Origin of the sequence: Desulfitibacter alkalitolerans DSM 16504, assembly GCF_000620305.1 — a bacterium.
Lineage (GTDB): Bacteria > Bacillota > DSM-16504 > Desulfitibacterales > Desulfitibacteraceae > Desulfitibacter > Desulfitibacter alkalitolerans.
Genome location: NZ_KK211100.1, coordinates 283730 through 303546, shown reverse-complemented (window position 1 = coordinate 303546; position 19817 = coordinate 283730). Strand labels below are relative to the sequence as shown.

The window sequence follows — 19817 nt, the reverse complement described above, 5'->3', positions numbered from 1 at the left end:
ACGAAAAGGGGAAAAGTTAATGACAGGAAATGTAGTTATGAAAAAAAGGATTGCAAAGGTATTTTTACTATTCTTTGCAGCTTTCTTTTTTTTAAGCTTAAGACTTGTCTGGATTCAATTTGTCAAGGGTGACGAGCTGCAGCTTCAAGCTCTGGATAATCGCATGCGGGAGGTTCCCGTGGAGCCTAAAAGGGGGACCATCTATGACAGAAACATGAGGGAACTGGCCATTAGTGTAAGTTCAGATTATATTTATGCTATTCCGCCTCAGGTTAACAGAAGTGGTATGGCTGAAGAAATTGCTGGGGAGCTTTCAAAAATCTTAGACATACCCTATGAAAGCATTTATAACCGCATCACTAAAAAAGGTTCGTGGTTTGAGTATATTGTTCGTAAAGTAGATTTTGACAAAGCTGCTGCTGTACGCGAGCTAGATCTGCCTGGTATTAATGTTGCAGAGGAGAGCCAAAGGTTTTACCCAAACGATCATTTGGCCGCCCATGTTTTGGGCTTTGCAGGTATAGATAATCAAGGTTTGGAAGGAATTGAAGTTGTATATGATGAGGAATTAAAGGGAAAAAGAGGTGCCATTGTTATTGAATTTGATGCAGCTGGCAGAGAGATTCCCCATGCCATGCATAATTATAAACCACCAGTAGATGGACATAACCTGGTTCTCACAATTGACGAGACTATACAATTTATTGCAGAAAGAGAATTAGACCTTTTAATGAATAGCCCTACAAATCCAAAGAGTGCCACCATAGTGGTAATGGACCCTCAATCCGGAGAAATTCTAGCGTTAGCAAGCAGACCCACCTATGATCCTAACTTTTTTAATAAATATCCCCAAGAAAATTGGAGAAATATTGCTGTCTCAAACAGTTATGAACCAGGTTCCACCTTTAAGGTTATTACCACTGCTGCGGTCTTAGAGGAGGGCCTAGTTGGCCAAAATGAAACATTTACATGTACCGGTTCGGTAAAGGTGGGTAGTGAAACAATAAAATGCTGGCGTTCCCACAACCCCCATGGAACTCAGACCTTCTCGGTAGGTGTACAAAACTCCTGCAACCCGGTTTTTATTAAGCTGGGTCTCAGGCTGGAGGATAAGCAAAAAGGTATTTTCTACAGCTATATTAGAGATTTTGGATTTGGAAGTGCAACTGGCCTTGATCTACCAGGTGAAGCAAGAGGTATAATGATACAAGAAAAGAACCTTAAACCTGTCAACATTGCCACAATATCTATTGGGCAGGGGATTGCAGTTACCCCTATTCAATTGGCATCTGCAATGTCTGCCATTGCAAATGATGGAGTCTTATTAAAACCTCATCTTGTTCGAGAAATAATTGATAAGGATGGAAGCCTTGTTAAAAAGGTTGAACCAGAGGCAATTAAGCAAATAATCTCTAAGAAAACAGCCCAGGAGACCCTGCATATACTGGAAGAGGTAGTTAGTGAAGGAACAGGTAGAAATGCTTATATAGAGGGCTACAGAGTAGGAGGAAAAACAGGTACTGCTCAAAAGGCTGGGGTTGGTGGTTATATGCAGGGAAGGTATGTTGCATCTTTTCTTGGTGTAGCCCCAGTGGATGATCCTAGATTAGTTGCACTAGTTATAGTTGATGAACCCCAGGGTTATCCTTATTATGGCGGTACTGTTGCAGCTCCAATTTTTAAAAGGGTAGTTGAGGACAGCTTGCATTATCTAGGTGTTGCACCACAATATAACCCCGATGAAAAAAAGCAGCGTGATTTACAGCCGGTATCTGTACCTGATTTAACTGGTTTGAGTATAGATAAAGCAGAACATGCTTTAAGAAGTCTTGGGTTAATTGTAGATTTTAGAGGAAGTGGAACAGTAGTAAAGGATCAAAACCCTACACCATTGGCCAAGGTGAAACCTGGTACTAAAGTTATTATCCATTTAGAGGAAGGAGAAACTGCCGACACAATTAAGGTTCCCGATTTGTCCGGATATAGAATTTATCAAGCAGCAAGTTTATTGGAAGCCATGGGTCTAAAGATTATACCAGAAGGTAGCGGCTGGGCAGTGGATCAGAATCCAAAACCAAATTCCGTGCTTGAGCCAGGCATGGAAGTAAAGGTTATTTTCAAAGAATGATGGGTTAAAATTTTTATATTTAGGTTAATTTAGTAATAAGATGTAGTAAGGAGTTGATTTGGTGAAATTGCAGGATATTTTAACACCTTTACACTCATATGAAGTATCTCGCCCTATAGACCAAATAGCTATAAAAGGTATAAAATATGATTCTAGATATGTAATGCCTGGAGACTTATTTATTTGTGTTCCTGGATTTAAAACCGATGGGCATTTATATGCTGCCAAAGCCATTGGGCAGGGAGCATCAGTTCTGTTAGTGGAAAGATATCTTGATGGGTTGGATGTACCTCAAATAAAGGTTAAGGATACAAGGGATGCCATGGCAGCACTGGCAGCCCACTTTTATGATTATCCATCAAAAAAATTAGGCTTAATTGGTGTTACAGGTACAAACGGCAAGACAACCACAACGTATTTAATCAAGTACATTCTTGAAAAGGAACACAAGGTGGGCTTAATTGGTACCATTGGTAATATGATTGGTGATAAAAGTCTTCCAGCTAATAGAACAACACCTGAGGCAGTGGACCTGCAGCAGATGTTTCATGAAATGCTAAAAGAAAATGTTTCATATGGAGTTATGGAGGTATCATCTCATGCTTTAGATCTAAAGAGGGTAAAGGAAAGCTCCTTTGATGTAGGGGTATATACAAATTTGTCACAGGATCATATGGATTTTCATAAAGATTTAAATGCTTATAAAGAAGCAAAGGGACAGCTTTTTGAAATGCTGGGAAGGGATAAAAAGGATAGACCCCAGTATGCAGTTATTAATAGGGACGACCAATACTACGAGTATTTTAAAAGCAGATCTCAAGTGCCTGTTTACACATATGGTACAGGTGGAGATTGTGACTTTACTGCAAAAAACATTGATGTTGGAGGCCAGGGTGTATCTTATAAGTTAGAGTACCCTGATGGATGTATTGAAATGAGTTTAAAAATAACAGGATTATTTAATGTTTATAATTCATTAGCGGCATTTGTGGTTGGTTACCAGGAGGGTGTTGCTCCAGAAGTTGTTAAAGAAAGGTTAGAGGCTGTAAATGGAGTCCCTGGGCGTTTTGAAAAGGTTGATCTTAACCAAAACTTTACAGTTATAGTAGATTATGCTCATACACCTGACAGTTTGGAAAATGTATTGACTTCAGCCAAAAAATTTGTAAAAGGTCGAGTAATAACAGTATTTGGGTGTGGTGGAGATAGGGATCGTACAAAAAGGCCATTGATGGGTGAAGCTGTAGCTAGATATAGTGATTATAGCATTGTTACCTCGGATAATCCAAGGAGTGAGGAACCAGAGGCAATTATTAGAGATATACTGCCAGGACTTGATAAGCTATCTGCTCCCTATGAGGTTGTAGTTGATAGAAGAGAAGCTATAGGCAGAGCAATTCAAATGGCTCGGAGGGAAGATCTTGTTCTCATTGCAGGCAAGGGACATGAAACCTACCAGGAGATCAAAGGCAAAACCTATCCCTTTGACGATAGAGAAATAGCTAGAGAATTCTTAAACAAGTTGGTGTAAATATGAAGGTGCAGGAAATAGCTAAGATTGTTTTTGGAGAGCTAATCAATGAAACTAAGGCGGCAATAGATATAAAAAAGGTTTCAACAGATACCAGAACCATTAGTGAAGGAGATTTATTTATTCCCCTTATTGGAGAAAGATTTAATGGACATGATTTTCTAGCTTCTGCACAGGAAAGAGGCGCTTGTGCAGTTTTTGCACAAAAAAGCTACTGGCAGGAATTTAAGCCAAATCTTACAATGCCAGTTATTCTTGTAGATGACACTTTAAAAGCCCTGCAGGACCTGGCACATTATCATAGAAGTAAATATAATATTCCAGTAATTGCTATAACAGGAAGCAATGGCAAGACTAGTACAAAGGATATAATAGCAGCTGTTCTCCATCAAAAACTAAATATTGTTAAAAGCCAGGGAAGTTTCAACAATGAAATAGGACTTCCTCTTACCCTTCTTGAAATAAATAGTGCTACCCAGGCGGTAGTTGTAGAAATGGGTATGAGGGGCCTTGGTCAAATAAATGAGCTGGCAGGTATTGCTAGACCAACAATTGGTGTGGTTACAAATGTGGCTCCTGTACATATTGAACTCTTAAAAACAATAGATAATATTGCATCTGCAAAGGGAGAACTCGTTAGAAATATAGGCAAATCAGGCAAGGTATTCCTAAATGGAGAGGACCCCTGGTGTATAAAGATGAAGGATTGGACAGAAGCAGAGGTTAATTTTTACGGGTTTAACAATAGCTGCAGGTATCAAGCTCAGGCTATTGAAATGAATTTTTATAAATCTAAGTTTAAGTTAATAATTAACGGTCAAACCAAGGACATGGAGCTTCAATTACCCGGAAAACACAATATATTAAATTCCCTGGCTGCTGTGGGTGTTGCCTATGAACTAGGATTTGATTTAGAGTCTATTTCACAAGGACTAAAAACCGCAGTTATTTCTGAAAAGAGGCTGGAGAAAATCACCCTTGATAATGGTGTTATCCTGGTAAATGATACATACAATGCAAATCCAATATCCATGAAAGCAAGTATTGATATTTTATCTGCAGCAAAAGGGGCCAGAAGGGTAGCTGTTTTAGGCGATATGTATGAACTAGGAGAATATGAGAAAGAGGGTCACTTAGCAGTAGGCAAGCATGTTTGTCATAATGGGGTTGACCTGCTAATTACAATAGGAAAGCTTGGAAAGTTCATTGCCCAAGGTGCCCTGGATAGCGGCATGACTGAGGACAGAATATATAGTTTTGCAGATAACCATGAAGCAGCAGAATTTCTTAAAAAAAGCATTGCCCAGGGAGATACTGTTTTGTTTAAGGGATCTAGAGCTGCAAAAATCGAGGAAATAGTTAAACAACTTATATAGGGGGAAGCATAAAGCATGGTCTATCTCGTAACTTTTGGTGTGGCTGCCATCAGTACAGTTATTTTAGGCCCACTAATCATACCTATTTTACGTAGTCTAAAAATTGGTCAAACAATTCGTTCTGATGGGCCGAAAAGGCATTTTGGAAAGGCTGGCACCCCAACCATGGGTGGTCTGATTTTTCTAATCCCTATAATTATTGCAAGTCTTTTCATTTCCCCTCCAAATCTTAGTACAGGTTTATTAATTCTTATGACCCTGGGCTTTGGAATAATAGGGTTTACAGATGATTATTTAAAAGTAGTCTTAAGAAGATCCTTAGGCCTAAAGGCAAGGTGGAAGCTGGCTGGGCAGATCCTATTAAGTCTAATTCTGGCCTTTATTGCCGTTGTATTTTTAGATAGAGGAACCAATGTTTGGATACCCTTTGTAGGAGAGTTATATTTAGGGTGGCTATACCTGCCCTTTGTAACCTTTGTAGTGGTGGGGACAACAAATGCAGTAAATCTTACAGATGGTTTGGATGGTCTTGCTGCGGGAACATCAGCAGTGGCAGCACTGGGCTTTTTAATGGTTAGTATAATACTAGATAATCACCATACCGCCATCTTTTCTGCTGCTTTAGCAGGTGGATGTATTGGGTTTTTAGTATTTAACGCTTATCCTGCCAGGGTTTTCATGGGTGATACTGGGTCTTTAGCTATTGGAGCTGCAATCGCTACTTTGGCAGTATTGACTAGAACGGAGATCCTGCTGGCAGTAATTGGAGGAATATTTGTAGTAGAGACCTTTACAGTAATACTACAAGTTATTTCCTTTAAAACTACTGGTAAAAGATTGTTTTTAATGAGTCCCTTACACCATCATTATGAGTTGAAGGGGTGGGGTGAAAGGAAAATAGTACTAATCTTTTACTTAATATCTATAGTATTTGCTTTTTTAGGTGTTGCACTACTCAAGTATTTATAAGGGGTAATGGGAATGGATTTAGGGAGTAAAAAAATACTAATAATTGGCATGGCTAGAAGTGGGATAGCTGCTGCTAAAGTTTTGGCAGAACAAGGAGCTTTAGTTACCATATATGATCAGAAATCCAGGGAAAATCTCTTGGAGGAATTAAAAACCCTTTCCGGTTTAAATATTGATTTTTACCTGGAAGGACGTGAACCTGAAATATCCAAGGATAGGTTCGACCTGGTTGTGACAAGTCCGGGTGTTCCCCTATCAGCTTCCCCACTTGTCAAAGCCTATAAGCATGGCTTGCCTGTATGGAGTGAGCTTGAATTGGCCTATACAATGACAAAGTCCCCTATTATAGCAGTTACAGGAACAAATGGCAAAACCACTACAACAGCACTCATTGGAGATATTTTAGAAAAAACCGGCAATAAGGTTAAGGTGGCAGGCAATATTGGCATTCCTTTAGTTAAAGAAGCAGTTACTGCAGATAGGAGTACATACTTGGTGGTGGAGGTTAGCAGTTTCCAATTGGAGACCATCCATAGCTTTCACCCTAAGGTTGCAGTACTTTTGAATATAACACCTGATCATTTGGATAGGCATAAAACAATGGAGAACTATATAGCTGCCAAGGGAAACATATTCAGCAACCAAACCAGCCATGATTATGCAGTACTAAACTATGATGATAGTATAAGCAGAGGGTTCTCATCAAAGATAAAAAGCAAGGTAATATTTTTTAGTAAAAAACATAAATTAGAACAAGGTGTTTTTTTAGAGGATGGTATTATAATTGCTAAATGGAAGGCCAGGACGGAAAAAATAATTGAGTGGGAGCAGGTTAGAATTAAAGGGTCCCATAACCTAGAAAACTCAATGGCTGCAGTTGGTGTTGCCTTGGCTTTAGGGTTGGATAGAAACGGTCTGTACAATAGTTTGAAAACTTTTCCAGGTGTTCCCCACAGGCTGGAGCCTGTAGGTGAGGTAAATGGCGTTTTATACATTAATGACTCCAAGGGTACAAATCCTGAGGCTACAATTAAGGCTTTAGAAGCATACATGGACAGGGATATAGTATTAATTGCTGGAGGAATGGATAAGGGAAGCTCATTTCAGGAACTTGCTCAGACTTTAACCAGGCTTAAGGTTAAGGTAGTTGTTTTTGGAGAAACTGCTGAAGCTATAAGAGACGCCGTGTTAAAAACTGGCATTAATGATTGCCATAAGGTAAAGGATTTGCAGGAGGCTGTGGAATTAAGTAAAAATATAGCCTCTAAGGGAGGAGTAGTGCTTTTATCTCCTGCCTGTGCCAGCTGGGATATGTATAAGAATTATGAAGAACGAGGAGACCACTTCCGAAACTTAGTCAAAAAGACAATGGGGTGAGAGATGGATGTTAGATAAAAACAGGCACGCCCCCGACTTTATCATTTTTTTTGTTACTCTTATTTTATTAAGTATAGGAATCATAATGGTTTTTAGCTCCAGCGCATACTCAACCTTACTAAGTCATGGGGACCAGTATTTTTATTTGAAAAGGCAGCTTATTAATGCATTCATTGGTTTTATTGCTCTTGTATTTGCCATGAATATTCACTATAGGGTTCTTTATAGATTTGCAGCTCCTATTTTACTGATTACTTTGGGATTGTTAGTGCTTACCCTTCTAATAGGAAAGGTAAGTGGTGGTGCTGGCAGATGGATTGGCTTTGGAGGCATAGTATTCCAGCCTTCAGAAATTGTAAAACTGGCCATGGTAATTTTTGTAGCTAAAAGCCTTAGTCTTAACCAAAAGTATTTGAAGTACTTTGGAAAGGGATTACTGCCCCAACTGGTTATATTGGGTATTGTATGTGCCCTGATTTTGGCCCAGCCTGATCTTGGTACAGCAGTTGCAGTAGCTGGAACAGTCTATTTGCTGCTGGCAGTTGCAGGGGCTAAAATACTGCACTTGGGACTGCTTGCTGTTGGTGGCCTTTTAGCTGTTGTGGCTGCAATTATTGCAGAACCATATAGACTGAGAAGAATCATGGCGTTCATTAATCCCTATGAAGACCCCATTGGTGCTGGCTTTCAGACTATCCAGTCCCTCTTGGCACTTGGATCAGGGGGACTTTTTGGAATGGGTCTGGGCAATGGCAGGCAAAAGCTTCTCTATATTCCTGAACGGCATACAGATTTTATATATGCAATTCTTGGCGAGGAGTTAGGTTTTATTGGTGCAGCGTTTATTCTAATACTATTTGTAATATTTGTCTGGAGAGGCTTTAAAATAGCAGTTACAGCACCAGATTACTTTACTAGTCTTGTGGCAGCTGGTGTTACAATAATGATATCCTTCCAGGCATTAATGAATATAGGTGTTGTAACTGGATCTTTGCCTGTTACTGGTATAACCCTGCCATTTATTAGCTATGGAGGTTCAAGTCTTGTATTTACCCTGGCAGGAGTTGGAGTACTGCTGGGTATATCCAGGTATACAAAAAGTACTTAGGTGGTGTCTTGCAATGAAAATAATTGTAACTGGTGGTGGGACAGGTGGTCATATATACCCTGCCCTTGCCATAGCAAAGGGACTGCAAGAGGTTTACAAAGACTGCCATATTTTATATGTGGGTACCAAAAAAGGTTTAGAGGCAAATATTGTTCCAAAAACAGAGTTTAATTATCAGTTTATTACAGTTGAAGGATTACCCCGAAGGTTAAATTTGCAATCTCTGAAAAGCGGCATCAAACTCATGAGAGGGCTGGGGCAATCCTTTAAGATTATATCGGCCTTTAAACCTAATGCAATAGTCTCAACTGGGGGATATGTAGCTGGACCAGTAGGATGGGTGGGCTCTCAAATGGGGGTGCCTCTTTTAATTCATGAACAAAACTCATATCCTGGTATTACAAACAAACTTCTAGCATCAAAAGCCAAAAGAATTTGTTTAACATTTGAGGATAGCAAAAAGTATTTTAAAGATAAATCCAAGCTTAGGGTAACTGGGCTGCCTATTCGTTCCGAAATTTTAAATGCCTGCAAACAGTCGTGTTACGAAAGGTTGGGACTTGACACAAAAAAGAAAACTGTTTTAATAACAGGAGGAAGTAGAGGTGCCCAGAGTATAAACAATGCAATAATCCAGGCTATACCTAAAATGATAAAAATGGCCGAGGCTCAGTTTATATTCATAACTGGGGAAATGGGATATGAGAATATCATAGAGATACTTAAAAAACAAGGAATAAACACTGATGTTATGGGTAATATTACCATTAAGCCATATATGTATAATATGGAAGATGCCCTAGGTGCGGCTGACCTGGTAATTGGCAGGGCAGGAGCCACTTTTATAGCTGAAATAACTGCCCTGGGTATACCGGCAATTCTTGTTCCATATCCATATGCTACTGAAAATCATCAGGAGCATAATGCCAGGTCACTTGTGAAAAATGGAGCTGCAGTTATTATTAAAGATACTGATTTAACTGGAGAAAAACTTTTTAGAGAGCTTTATACTCTCTTGGGGGATAGCAAGAAATTAGCGTCCATGAAAAAAGCCTCTAGAGACTTAGGCAAGCCTGATGCACTAAATCAAATAATTAATGCGTTTATGGAAGTGATAAAATAGATTTATATTTTTATTTTTAATAGACAAGCCTAGGATTTTTTTGTTTGTAACAAAAAGATTATTACTTGCATAGTATGAGGTGTGAGTTATGTTACTTTGCTTGGTGGGAAAAGGGAGTGATGATTTTGAATGGAATAAATAGTGTACATTTCATTGGCATTGGTGGAGCCGGTATGAGTGGCCTGGCAAAAATATTAATCCAAAAGGGAGTTAAGGTTAGTGGGTCTGATTTATCTGACTCGAAGTATGTGGAGCGCCTTATCCAAATGGGAGCTCAAGTAAAAATAGGCCACCATGAAGATAATGTGCCCGAATCTTGTGATTTAGTTGTGATTTCTTCAGCTATACCAGTATCCAATCCGGAAATCAGTAGGGCAAGGGCTATGGGTATAAGGATTATAAAAAGAGGTGCCCTTCTAGGGGAACTCATGAAGCTTCAAAAGGGCATTGCTGTAGCTGGAGCCCACGGAAAAACAACAACTAGTTCCATGATTGCCCTTATACTAGAAGATGCAGGGCATGATCCTACTATAGTAGTGGGTGGAGAATTGTGTAACCTTTGCTCCAATGCAAAGCTGGGAAAGGGAGAATATCTTGTAGCGGAAGCAGATGAGAGTGACGGCTCGTTTCTAGAACTTTTCCCCGAGATTGCAATGGTAACTAACATTGAGGATGATCATTTAGATTATTATGGTTCTATGGAGAGTATTATAAATGCTTTTCAACAATATATTAATCAGATACCGCCAGGAGGCACAGCTTTTATAGGTATTGATGATGAAATTGCGAGGAAGCTTAAAGCACCCCAAAATAGAAAGCTAAAATACTATGGCTTACAGGATAGTAGTGATTTTGTTGCCAAGAATTTATTATTTAATGCTGCTGGCAGCTCATCAGATATATATTATCAGAATAAGTTTCTTGGCAAATTGGAACTTACTATTACTGGTAAACATAATATAATAAACGCATTGGGAGCCCTAGGGGTGGCCATGGAGGCTGGTGTTGGCTTCCATGAAGCAATAACCGCTTTGAAAAAATTCAAAGGAGTTGAAAGACGTTTTCAGCTATTAGGCCATGAGAAGAATGTCAAAGTGGTAGACGATTATGCTCACCATCCTACTGAGATTAGAGCTACTTTAGAGGCAGCTCGGCAGGCACATAAGGGAAGGGTTGTAGCTGTATTTCAACCTCACCGTTATTCCAGGACAAAACAGCTTTATCATGAATTTGGCAATTCATTTTCTGATGCAGATTTTGTTGTCATAACTGATATATATGCGGCAGGAGAAAAGGCTATTCCAGGTATTAGTGGGGAATTAATCTTTCAGGAGGCAAAAAGGAGATTTCCTGATAAAAAAATAGTCTATAAAGGATATGATGACTTAATTGATTTTCTGCATAAGACTACCAAAGCTGGTGACTTAATTCTAACATTAGGTGCCGGGGATATATGGAAAAAGGGCAAGGAGCTTATTCACGTTTTGGGGGAGTAGCAGACATGAAACAAGATATAATTTCTCGACAGCTAAGGGAAATTCTTACAGATGATGAACTGCGTTTCAATGAGCCATTGAGTAGGTGGACTACATGGAGGGTTGGTGGCCCAGCTGAATATCTAGTATTTCCAAGTACAGTTGAAAAGGTTGCCTGGGTAATTAAAACTGCAAAGGCTCATAACATTCCAATTGTTGTATTGGGTAATGGCTCTAACGTATTGGTTAAGGATAAGGGCATAAAGGGAATAGTAATAAACACATCCAAGCTGGAAAAGGTAGAGGTTAAGGGAACATGTATTTTTGCTGAAGCTGGAGTTACCATGCCTTATCTGGCAAAGCATGCATTACAAAATAACCTTACGGGGCTAGAGTTTTCCGTTGGGATTCCTGCATCCCTTGGAGGTGCAATTTTAATGAATGCCGGGGCCTGGGGAAAATCTATTGGAGAGGTGATTAAAGAAGTAAAGGTAGTTGATATGGAAGGGGAAGTTAAAAACTTGTCTAAAGGAGATATGGTTTTTAAGTATCGTGAAAGCAGTTTCCAAAGAGGTGCTCAGGTGATAGTTGGCGGTAGTCTTGAACTGGCTAAAGGTGATCCGATTAAAATAAAAAACCTCATGAATCTTCATCAAAAGAGCAGACTTGAGAAGCAGCCATTAAGACTGCCAAATGCAGGGAGCGTGTTTAAGAATCCAGAGGGCTATGCAGCTGGATATTTAATTGAATCAGTTGGCTTAAAGGGATTTTCAATAGGAGGAGCACAAATTTCTGATAAACATGCAAACTTCATAGTAAATACTGGGAATGCAACAGCGGAGGATATACTTAATCTAATGGAGAGAACAATCCATTGCGTTGAAAGCTTTTACGGAATTCACCTGGAGCCGGAGGTCAGTATATTAGGATAGAGTGACAGGGGGTGGATTTATTGAAAACAGATAAATTTGTTGTAGTGGGAGGCAAAAAGCTATCTGGAAAGATAAGAGTTAGTGGTTCCAAAAACGCCGTTCTTCCAATAATGGCTGCAAGTATTCTGTCCAACAGGGAAGTAGTTATCCATGATGTGCCGTCTATATCAGATGTAATGGAAATGACTAAAATGCTGGAGATATTAGGTGCAAAAGTTAAGAAGGAGGGAAATGTTTATACAATAGATTCCTCTAATGTTCAACCACAAGAGTTTTCTGAAAGCATTGTGCGAAAAATCCGTGCATCAAGTCTATTTATGGGACCAATGTTGGGCAAGTTTGGTTCTATTAAGGTGGCATACCCTGGAGGATGCAATATTGGTTCTAGACCAATAGATTTGCATCTTAAAGGATTTGAAAAATTAAATGCAGTTGTTGTTGAAAGGCATGGTTATATAGAAGCTAATGGTGCTAATTTACAGGGCGGAATAATTTACCTGGATTTTCCAAGTGTTGGTGCCACTCAAAATCTGGTAATGGCTGCCTGCTTGATACCGGGTGATACAGTTATTAAAAATGCAGCAAGGGAGCCTGAAATAGTTGATTTGCAAAACTTTTTGAACTCTATGGGTGCCAGGATAAGAGGCTCGGGAACAGATACCATCAAGATTACCGGTGTTAAGAAGCTGGGCACAGTGGAGCACTATCTTATTCCTGATAGAATTGAAGCAGGTACCCATATGATTGCTGCAGCAGTTACAGGGGGAGACATTGTAGTGGAAAATGTTATAACTGATCACCTGGTTCCCCTTACCAGCAAGCTAAAGGACGCAGGCTGCCAAATTGACGAAGGAGACTACCAGGTTCGAGTACAGGGAACCACCCATATAAGACCCTTGGATATTAAGACCTTGCCATATCCAGGCTTTCCCACAGACTTACAGCCTCAGATGATGGTGCTGTTAACATTTGCTCAGGGGACCTCAGTAATTGTAGAAAATATTTTTGAAAATAGATTCAAACACGTTGACGAACTGAGAAGGCTTGGTGCAGAAATAAAGGTAGAAGGTAGAATTGCAATTGTTAAGGGAGTTAAAAAACTAACAGGAGCCTTCGTGGCAGCTACAGATTTAAGAGCTGCAAGTGCTCTAGTCCTAGCTGGTCTTGTATCAGAAGAAGCTACAGTTATAGAGAACATACATTATCTCGATAGGGGATATGAGGATTTTGAAAGAAAGTATAATAACCTGGGGGCCAAAATTATTAGAGTAAACAACTCTCTTAGCAGCTAAGCGGCTGCTTTTTTTAGTGCCATATTGGACTAGCCATAGTTGTCTGATATAATGGTAATAATATGGTTATGTCAATCTGCATTAAAGGAGGCAAAAAAATGCCCCCAAAAGCTTACAGGATAATACATACTAAAAAGTCGCGATTTATGCAAACTACAGTTATAGTGCTTTTGCTGGCCTTATTTTTATTCCTGTTTATACAATCAAGTTTTTTTAATTGTAAAGAAGCAATTATTGCAGGCAATGAATGGCTGGATAAGGAGTATATTCTGGAAAATGCTAATGTGCCAATAGGTAATAATCTATTTTATATAGACGAAAAGCATATAGAAGATAGATTAAGAGTTCTGCCCATGATACAAGAGGTTAAGGTAGAAAAGCGACTACCAGGTACCCTATATATTTACATAAAAGAGAGAGAGCCGGCCTCACTCGTTGTTGCGCAGGAAAAATTTATTTTAGTAGATATCAAAGGATTTTATATACAGGATGTGGAATCAATAAGGGAGTTTTCTAATCTCCCTTTAATAACTGGACTAGTCTTAGAAGAAAATCTACCGTATGGTCAAAAAATAGATAACAAGGCTTTAAAGGCAGCCCTTGAGCTTTCTGAGCAAATATGGGATGAAAACAGCATTTATTTTAATGAAATAAATGTTTCATCAGGAGAAAATGACATCTGGTTATATACCAATGAGGGTATTATGGTTAAAATTGGAGACTCAAAAAATATTCATGAAAAACTAGCAGTATTTGAAAAGCTATACTTAAAACAGAGGGAGGAAGGAAATCTTTCTTTGTTGGAGTATATTGATATAAGCTTTGCAGGTCTGCCAGTAATTAAATATAAGTAAAGGATGTTTACAATGTGGTTACCTTTAATTGGCCTGTTAATAGGAATAATATTAGGATTGCAGCTGCCCTTTGCTGTGCCTGTTGGGTTTGCAAAATATATGTCTGTCGCCCTGTTAGCTGCATTTGACTCGGTTATTGGAGGAATTAGAGCAAATTTAGAGGGCAAGTACGATAACGCAATTTTTGTATCGGGATTTATTGCTAATACTTTTTTTGCAGGGGTCCTGGCATATATTGGTGAACAGATTGGTGTTGAACTCTACTTAGCTGCAGTTTTTGCCTTTGGTGTTCGTCTCTTTGAAAACCTGGCTATAGTTCGACGGATAATTATAAAAAAATAAAAAAACATTTTTGAAAAAAAAGGTATTTATAATATGTTGTGGAAATTTTTTATTGGGATAGATGTTGGTCCATGGAGGTGCAAACAGGTTGCCCCAGAATAGAATTGTTGTAGGTTTAGATGTAGGCAGCACAAAAGTTGCAGCAATGGTAGGAGAAATAACAGAATTAGGCGAGGTTAAGATTACTGGGATAGGCGAATGTCCATCAAATGGGTTGCGAAAAGGTATTATTGTGGACATAGATGGGGTTGCACGCTCAATACTCCAGGCTGTTCAGTCGGCGGAAAGAATGAGCGGACAAAAGATTGTGTCAGCTTATGTAGGAGTAACTGGAGCCCACATTTATTCCGTTAACAACAAGGGTGTTGTAGCAGTGGGCAATAAGGATGGGGAAATATCTGTAGCAGATGTGGAAAGGGCTGTATCTGCAGCAAAGGTAATAAACCTACCCTTAGATAAAGAAGTTCTACATGTGATTCCAAGGCAGTACGTGGTAGATGGTTATGACGGTATATTAGATCCTGTAGGAATGGTTGGGTCAAGACTTGAAGTAGAGGTAAGTATTATCATTGGGGCTAGTGCATCCATTCAGAATTTGGGTAAAGCGGTGTCCAGGGCAGGATTGCATATTGAGGGTTTTGTACTAAATCCACTGGCATCATCTGAAGCAGTACTGCAGCCTGTAGAAAGGGATTTAGCCTCTGTGGTTGTTGATATTGGGGGTGGAACTACTGAAATCTCTCTCTTTGATGAGGATGGATTATGGTTTGCATCCATACTGCCAGTAGGCGCCTATCATGTAACAAGTGATTTGGCTGTGGGCTTAAGGATACCTTTAAGCCAGGCTGAAAGGATAAAAATTGAGCATGGATGTGTGCTTAGCAACCTGATGCCTGATGAAGAATATATTGTCATCTCCAATGTGGGTGGGCAAAGGAAAGTATCTAAAAAGGTTTTGGCAAGTATTATTGAGCCTCGAATGCAGGAAATACTACATATGATCAAGCAGGAAATAAAATCATCAGGTTTTAAAGGAGTTATCCCTGCAGGAGTCATCTTTACTGGTGGAGGCTGCTGCTTGGATGGACTAGCAGAATTAGCAGCAGAACATTTGGACATGCCTGTTAGGATAGGGTATCCTTGTAATGTGGGTGGAATGATAGATATGGTTAACAACCCTAGATATGCCACCGGCATAGGGTTAATAATATATGGGTCACGAAGAATGGCGTCTCAAGAAGCTGCCGCTGATAGTGATAATAATTTTAAGAGCTATATAAATAGTATTAAAAGCTGGTTTAAAGACTTATTTTAGAGGGAGGATGCTACATGTTAGAATTAGAACATCAAGAGTATAACCCATTTGCCAGGATAAAGGTTATTGGGGTAGGTGGAGGAGGCAATAATGCCGTTAATCGCATGATCTCGGCTAATTTACAGGGAGTCGATTTTATTTGTGTAAATACTGATGCCCAATGCTTAAGCCTTAGTCAAGCACAAACCAAGATTCAAATTGGCAACAAGCTTACAAAAGGTTTAGGCGCTGGCGCTAATCCAGATATTGGCAAAAAAGCAGCAGAAGAAACTCGAGATGAAATAGTCAAAAGCCTTCAGGGTGCAGATATGGTTTTTGTAACTGCTGGAATGGGTGGTGGAACAGGAACAGGTGCTGCCCCCATAGTTGCTGAGGTAGCTAAACAACAGGGTGCTTTAACAGTAGGTGTAGTAACAAGACCCTTCACCTTTGAGGGCAAGAAAAGGGCAAGTCAGGCAGAAATAGGCATACAAGAATTAAAGGATAAAGTAGATACTCTTATAGTAATACCTAATGATAGATTGTTGCAGGTAGCAGATAAAAATACCTCTATTTCAGATGCTTTTAAGATAGCAGATGATATTTTACGGCAAGGTGTCCAGGGCATTTCAGATTTAATTGCTGTTCCCGGTTTAATAAACTTAGATTTTGCTGATGTTAAAACAATCATGATGGATACGGGGTCGGCTTTAATGGGCATCGGACGTGCCAATGGTGATAAGCGTGCTGTTGAAGCAGCTAATATGGCAATATCCAGTCCATTATTAGAAACTTCAATTGAAGGTGCTAAAGGAGTATTATTAAATATTACTGGCGGCAGCAACCTTGGTTTATTCGAAGTTAATGAAGTAGCAGAAATTATTTCATCTGCTGCAGATCCAGAGGCTAATATAATCTTTGGAGCAGTAGTTGATGAAAAACTAGAAGATGAGCTGAGAGTAACAGTAATAGCTACTGGTTTTGATGAAAGGAAAAGGACTACAGAAGCCTTTACAAAGGAAATAGATGTAAAGCCATTTACTGAGGACGATCTGGATATTCCTGCTTTTTTAAGAAGACGCTAAAAGCTTATTAATAATTAATAAAAACATTTAAATGTGCTGTTCTAATATTTTAAACTGCAGTCCTTGAAGCGGGAAATGCAGTTTTTTATTTTTATACTAAAGAACTTTGGTAATTCGCAATAAATGACAAACTTTTTTAGATTGCTTCTGTATAATTGTTTTAGAAGTCATAGACTGGTTATGCCTTTAATATAATTATATGGAGTATTACCTTTGAGGTGGCCTTATTGCTGGATGATAACATTCTATACTTAGATGTTTTGTTCCTTGTGAATCTTGCCATGGATTTTGTACTAATCTGGGCAACTGCAAAGATTACAGGTTTTACCACGTCCTTTAGAAGAATTTTCACTGCTGCATGTACAGGTGCTTTATATTCAGTTACTGTGTATTTTCCCTCTTTACATACTTCTTTTTCATCGCTGCTGGTCAAGATTGCATTTTCAATATTGATGATATATATTGCCTTTTATCCTTTGAGTTTTAGAAAAATGATACAGGCATTAGCCTATTTTTATTTTATTGTCTTTGCTGTTGGTGGAGCCATGCTGGCAGCAATTTACTTAATGAAGACTGAAAATACTGTGCAGGCCGTTATCACCGGTAAATTTTCTATAATAGAGCCATTGGGGTACAATTGGTTATTAGCTGCCCTTGTCACTGCTGCGATTATTGGCAGATTCGGAACAAGGCTTATAATAAAAAACTTTATCAAAAGCATTTTATATGTCCCAGTGATTATTTGCCTGGGCGAGGAAAGGGTTGCCGTAAAAACCTTAGTTGATACAGGCAACCAGTTAACGGATCCCATTACTGGAAAGCCGGTAATGATAACGGAATTAGATGTTTTGCAAGGAATAATCCCTAAAAAGGCCTTTGAAGAACTGAAAAACAATGATGACTTTGATGTAAGTTCAGTTATTGCATGTTTATCACAAACGTATCTGGCATCAAGGCTCAGGGTAATACCCTTTAATTCTATAGGTGAGCAAAAAGGCATGCTAATAGGATTTAGGCCTGATGCAGTTATCATTGTACATAACCACAAAACAATAAAAATAAAGGACATAATTGTAGGAATTTATAAGTATAAGCTTTCTTCCAAAGGCATATACAAGGGACTCTTACATCCGGAATTGTTGCGCAATTTTGTCTCTGACAGCTAGATTTGGTAGTTAACTTTTACTCATTTTGGGGGGATCTTGTTAATGAAGAAACTGTTACAACTTCGCTGGCAGATAAAAATAAAACTGTTAAATATATTAATTAAGTTCAAACTGCATCCAGAAGTGCATTATGTAGGAAGCAGCGAGGCATTACCCCCACCCCTATCAAATGATGAGGAGAAGTTTTTAATAGATAAGCTTGAAGAGGGAGACAGGGCAGTAAAAAGTGTACTCATAGAACGAAATTTAAGGCTGGTAGTATATATAGCCAGAAAGTTTGAAAATACTGGTGTTGGTATAGAAGATCTGGTTTCAATAGGGACCATAGGTTTAATAAAGGCCGTAAATACCTTTGATCCAAAGAAAAAAATTAAGCTTGCCACCTATGCATCCAGATGTATAGAAAATGAGATTTTAATGCACCTAAGAAGGAATAACAAAACAAAAACAGAGGTCTCCTTTGATGAACCTCTTAATATTGATTGGGATGGAAATGAGCTGTTATTATCTGACGTTTTGGGAACGGAAAATGATATTATTTATAGATCTATTGAGGAGGAAGTTGATAAAAAGCTGCTCCATGCAGCTATGAAAAAACTAAATCCCAGAGAAAAGAAAATCATGGAATTTAGATTTGGTTTGATGGATGGCACAGAAAAGACACAAAAGGAAGTTGCAGATATTCTCGGCATTTCTCAATCATATATTTCAAGACTTGAAAAAAGAATTATTAAAAGGTTAAGAAAAGAATTTCGCAAATTAGAATAGCAGTAGAATTTAACAGTAGAATAAACAGATTAGCTTGAACCTGGCAAACTCTGACAGTCACTTTATGTGGCTGTTTTTTTGATTCTATATTTTATCTAATTCGGTATAAAAGTTAATGCCCATGGCAATAATCTTAAAGGAACGAGGCACTAAACACCACTAGCAACATTAAAAGGAGGTAAGTTTATTGATCGCAAATAAGGTAGAGATTTGTGGTGTAAATACTTCCAAATTACCTGTATTAACAAACAAAGTAATGAGAGAACTATTTGTAGAAATTCAAAATGGTAATGAAGAAGCTAGAGATAAGCTTGTTAATGGGAATTTACGATTGGTGCTAAGTGTTATCCAAAGGTTTACCAATAGAGGAGAATATGTGGACGACCTATTTCAAGTGGGATGTATTGGGCTGATGAAAGCAATAGATAATTTTGATTTAAATCAAAATGTTAAATTTTCTACTTATGCAGTACCAATGATAATTGGTGAAATCAGAAGATATCTTCGAGACAATAATCCAATTAGAGTTAGTCGCTCCCTGAGGGACATTGCATATAAGGCATTACAGGTAAGAGATGCTCTTGTTAGCAAAAACTCACGAGAGCCATCTATTAATGAAATTGCAGAAGCCCTTGATGTTCCAAGGGAACAGATTATTTTTGCTCTGGATGCTATACAGGAGCCCATTTCATTATTTGAACCTATCTATCATGATGGTGGAGATCCTATATTTGTGATGGATCAAATCGGGGACGAAAAAAATAATGACAACAGCTGGTTGGAAAGAATTGCTGTTAAAGAGGCTCTTAATAAACTAAATCAAAGAGAAAAACATATTTTAACCCTTAGGTTTTTTGATGGCAAAACTCAGATGGAGGTAGCTGACGAGGTAGGTATATCTCAGGCACAAGTGTCGAGACTTGAAAAGGCAGCCCTGCATCATATGCGCAAATATGTGCAGGTAAATAACAAGGAAGTTTAGAAAATTAAATGGGGT

General features: G+C 38.7%; 17 protein-coding genes. All 17 read left to right on the top strand.

What is annotated here, in order from left to right; translation table 11 throughout:
• The first annotated feature begins 19 nt into the window (after positions 1-19).
• Positions 20-2128, top strand: coding sequence for a stage V sporulation protein D (locus K364_RS0107115; RefSeq protein WP_028307456.1), 2109 nt, complete (start codon positions 20-22; stop codon positions 2126-2128).
• Between the two features lie 61 nt (positions 2129-2189).
• The gene (locus K364_RS0107110; protein ID WP_084295576.1) at positions 2190-3659 is read left to right on the top strand and encodes a UDP-N-acetylmuramoyl-L-alanyl-D-glutamate--2,6-diaminopimelate ligase; all 1470 of its coding nucleotides are present in this window, start codon (positions 2190-2192) and stop codon (positions 3657-3659) included.
• 2 nt (positions 3660-3661) lie between these two features.
• Positions 3662-5035, top strand: coding sequence for a UDP-N-acetylmuramoyl-tripeptide--D-alanyl-D-alanine ligase (locus tag K364_RS0107105; RefSeq protein ID WP_028307454.1), 1374 nt, complete (start codon positions 3662-3664; stop codon positions 5033-5035).
• Between the two features lie 15 nt (positions 5036-5050).
• Positions 5051-6004 (top strand): phospho-N-acetylmuramoyl-pentapeptide-transferase, encoded by a 954-nt coding sequence (mraY, locus tag K364_RS0107100; protein ID WP_028307453.1) that lies wholly within the window; start codon positions 5051-5053, stop codon positions 6002-6004.
• Positions 6005-6016: 12 nt separating this feature from the next.
• A complete protein-coding gene (gene murD, locus K364_RS0107095) occupies positions 6017-7381 on the top strand; it encodes a UDP-N-acetylmuramoyl-L-alanine--D-glutamate ligase (RefSeq protein ID WP_028307452.1) in 1365 nt (454 codons plus the stop codon).
• 7 nt (positions 7382-7388) lie between these two features.
• Entirely contained in the window at positions 7389-8489 is a 1101-nt protein-coding gene (gene ftsW / locus K364_RS0107090) for a putative lipid II flippase FtsW (protein ID WP_028307451.1), read from the top strand.
• A 13-nt stretch (positions 8490-8502) separates the two neighbouring features.
• Positions 8503-9612, top strand: a complete 1110-nt coding sequence (gene murG / locus K364_RS0107085) for an undecaprenyldiphospho-muramoylpentapeptide beta-N-acetylglucosaminyltransferase (protein WP_028307450.1) — start codon at positions 8503-8505, stop codon at positions 9610-9612.
• A gap of 125 nt (positions 9613-9737) precedes the next feature.
• A complete protein-coding gene (gene murC, locus K364_RS0107080) occupies positions 9738-11108 on the top strand; it encodes a UDP-N-acetylmuramate--L-alanine ligase (protein ID WP_277995556.1) in 1371 nt (456 codons plus the stop codon).
• Between the two features lie 5 nt (positions 11109-11113).
• Positions 11114-12019 (top strand): UDP-N-acetylmuramate dehydrogenase, encoded by a 906-nt coding sequence (gene murB / locus K364_RS0107075; RefSeq protein WP_028307448.1) that lies wholly within the window; start codon positions 11114-11116, stop codon positions 12017-12019.
• Positions 12020-12039: 20 nt separating this feature from the next.
• Positions 12040-13311 carry a UDP-N-acetylglucosamine 1-carboxyvinyltransferase gene (murA, locus tag K364_RS0107070; protein WP_035268335.1) on the top strand — a complete coding sequence of 424 codons (1272 nt, stop codon included), beginning with the start codon at positions 12040-12042 and terminating at the stop codon, positions 13309-13311.
• A 98-nt stretch (positions 13312-13409) separates the two neighbouring features.
• Positions 13410-14165, top strand: coding sequence for a cell division protein FtsQ/DivIB (locus K364_RS0107065; protein WP_028307446.1), 756 nt, complete (start codon positions 13410-13412; stop codon positions 14163-14165).
• Positions 14166-14177: 12 nt separating this feature from the next.
• Complete coding sequence (locus K364_RS0107060; protein WP_028307445.1) at positions 14178-14507, top strand: small basic family protein; 330 nt, start codon at positions 14178-14180, stop codon at positions 14505-14507.
• Between the two features lie 88 nt (positions 14508-14595).
• Complete coding sequence (ftsA, locus tag K364_RS0107055) at positions 14596-15822, top strand: cell division protein FtsA (protein ID WP_028307444.1); 1227 nt, start codon at positions 14596-14598, stop codon at positions 15820-15822.
• Between the two features lie 14 nt (positions 15823-15836).
• A complete protein-coding gene (ftsZ, locus tag K364_RS0107050) occupies positions 15837-16886 on the top strand; it encodes a cell division protein FtsZ (RefSeq protein WP_028307443.1) in 1050 nt (349 codons plus the stop codon).
• A gap of 227 nt (positions 16887-17113) precedes the next feature.
• A complete protein-coding gene (gene spoIIGA / locus K364_RS0107045; RefSeq protein WP_028307442.1) occupies positions 17114-18052 on the top strand; it encodes a sigma-E processing peptidase SpoIIGA in 939 nt (312 codons plus the stop codon).
• A 42-nt stretch (positions 18053-18094) separates the two neighbouring features.
• On the top strand, positions 18095-18820 hold the full coding sequence (gene sigE, locus K364_RS0107040; RefSeq protein ID WP_028307441.1) for an RNA polymerase sporulation sigma factor SigE: 726 nt from the start codon (positions 18095-18097) through the stop codon (positions 18818-18820).
• Positions 18821-19007: 187 nt separating this feature from the next.
• Complete coding sequence (gene sigG / locus K364_RS0107035; RefSeq protein ID WP_028307440.1) at positions 19008-19802, top strand: RNA polymerase sporulation sigma factor SigG; 795 nt, start codon at positions 19008-19010, stop codon at positions 19800-19802.
• Positions 19803-19817: the final 15 nt, after the last annotated feature.

Excerpts from the sequence above, each read along its gene's own strand:
- K364_RS0107115 (WP_028307456.1), top strand. The coding sequence starts at position 20 with ATGACAGGAAATGTAGTTATGAAAAAAAGGATTGCAAAGGTATTTTTA.
- K364_RS0107105 (WP_028307454.1), top strand. The coding sequence starts at position 3,662 with ATGAAGGTGCAGGAAATAGCTAAGATTGTTTTTGGAGAGCTAATCAAT.
- mraY (WP_028307453.1), top strand. The coding sequence starts at position 5,051 with ATGGTCTATCTCGTAACTTTTGGTGTGGCTGCCATCAGTACAGTTATT.
- murD (WP_028307452.1), top strand. The coding sequence starts at position 6,017 with ATGGATTTAGGGAGTAAAAAAATACTAATAATTGGCATGGCTAGAAGT.
- ftsW (WP_028307451.1), top strand. The coding sequence starts at position 7,389 with ATGTTAGATAAAAACAGGCACGCCCCCGACTTTATCATTTTTTTTGTT.
- murG (WP_028307450.1), top strand. The coding sequence starts at position 8,503 with ATGAAAATAATTGTAACTGGTGGTGGGACAGGTGGTCATATATACCCT.
- murB (WP_028307448.1), top strand. The coding sequence starts at position 11,114 with ATGAAACAAGATATAATTTCTCGACAGCTAAGGGAAATTCTTACAGAT.
- K364_RS0107065 (WP_028307446.1), top strand. The coding sequence starts at position 13,410 with ATGCCCCCAAAAGCTTACAGGATAATACATACTAAAAAGTCGCGATTT.
- K364_RS0107060 (WP_028307445.1), top strand. The coding sequence starts at position 14,178 with ATGTGGTTACCTTTAATTGGCCTGTTAATAGGAATAATATTAGGATTG.
- ftsZ (WP_028307443.1), top strand. The coding sequence starts at position 15,837 with ATGTTAGAATTAGAACATCAAGAGTATAACCCATTTGCCAGGATAAAG.
- sigE (WP_028307441.1), top strand. The coding sequence starts at position 18,095 with ATGAAGAAACTGTTACAACTTCGCTGGCAGATAAAAATAAAACTGTTA.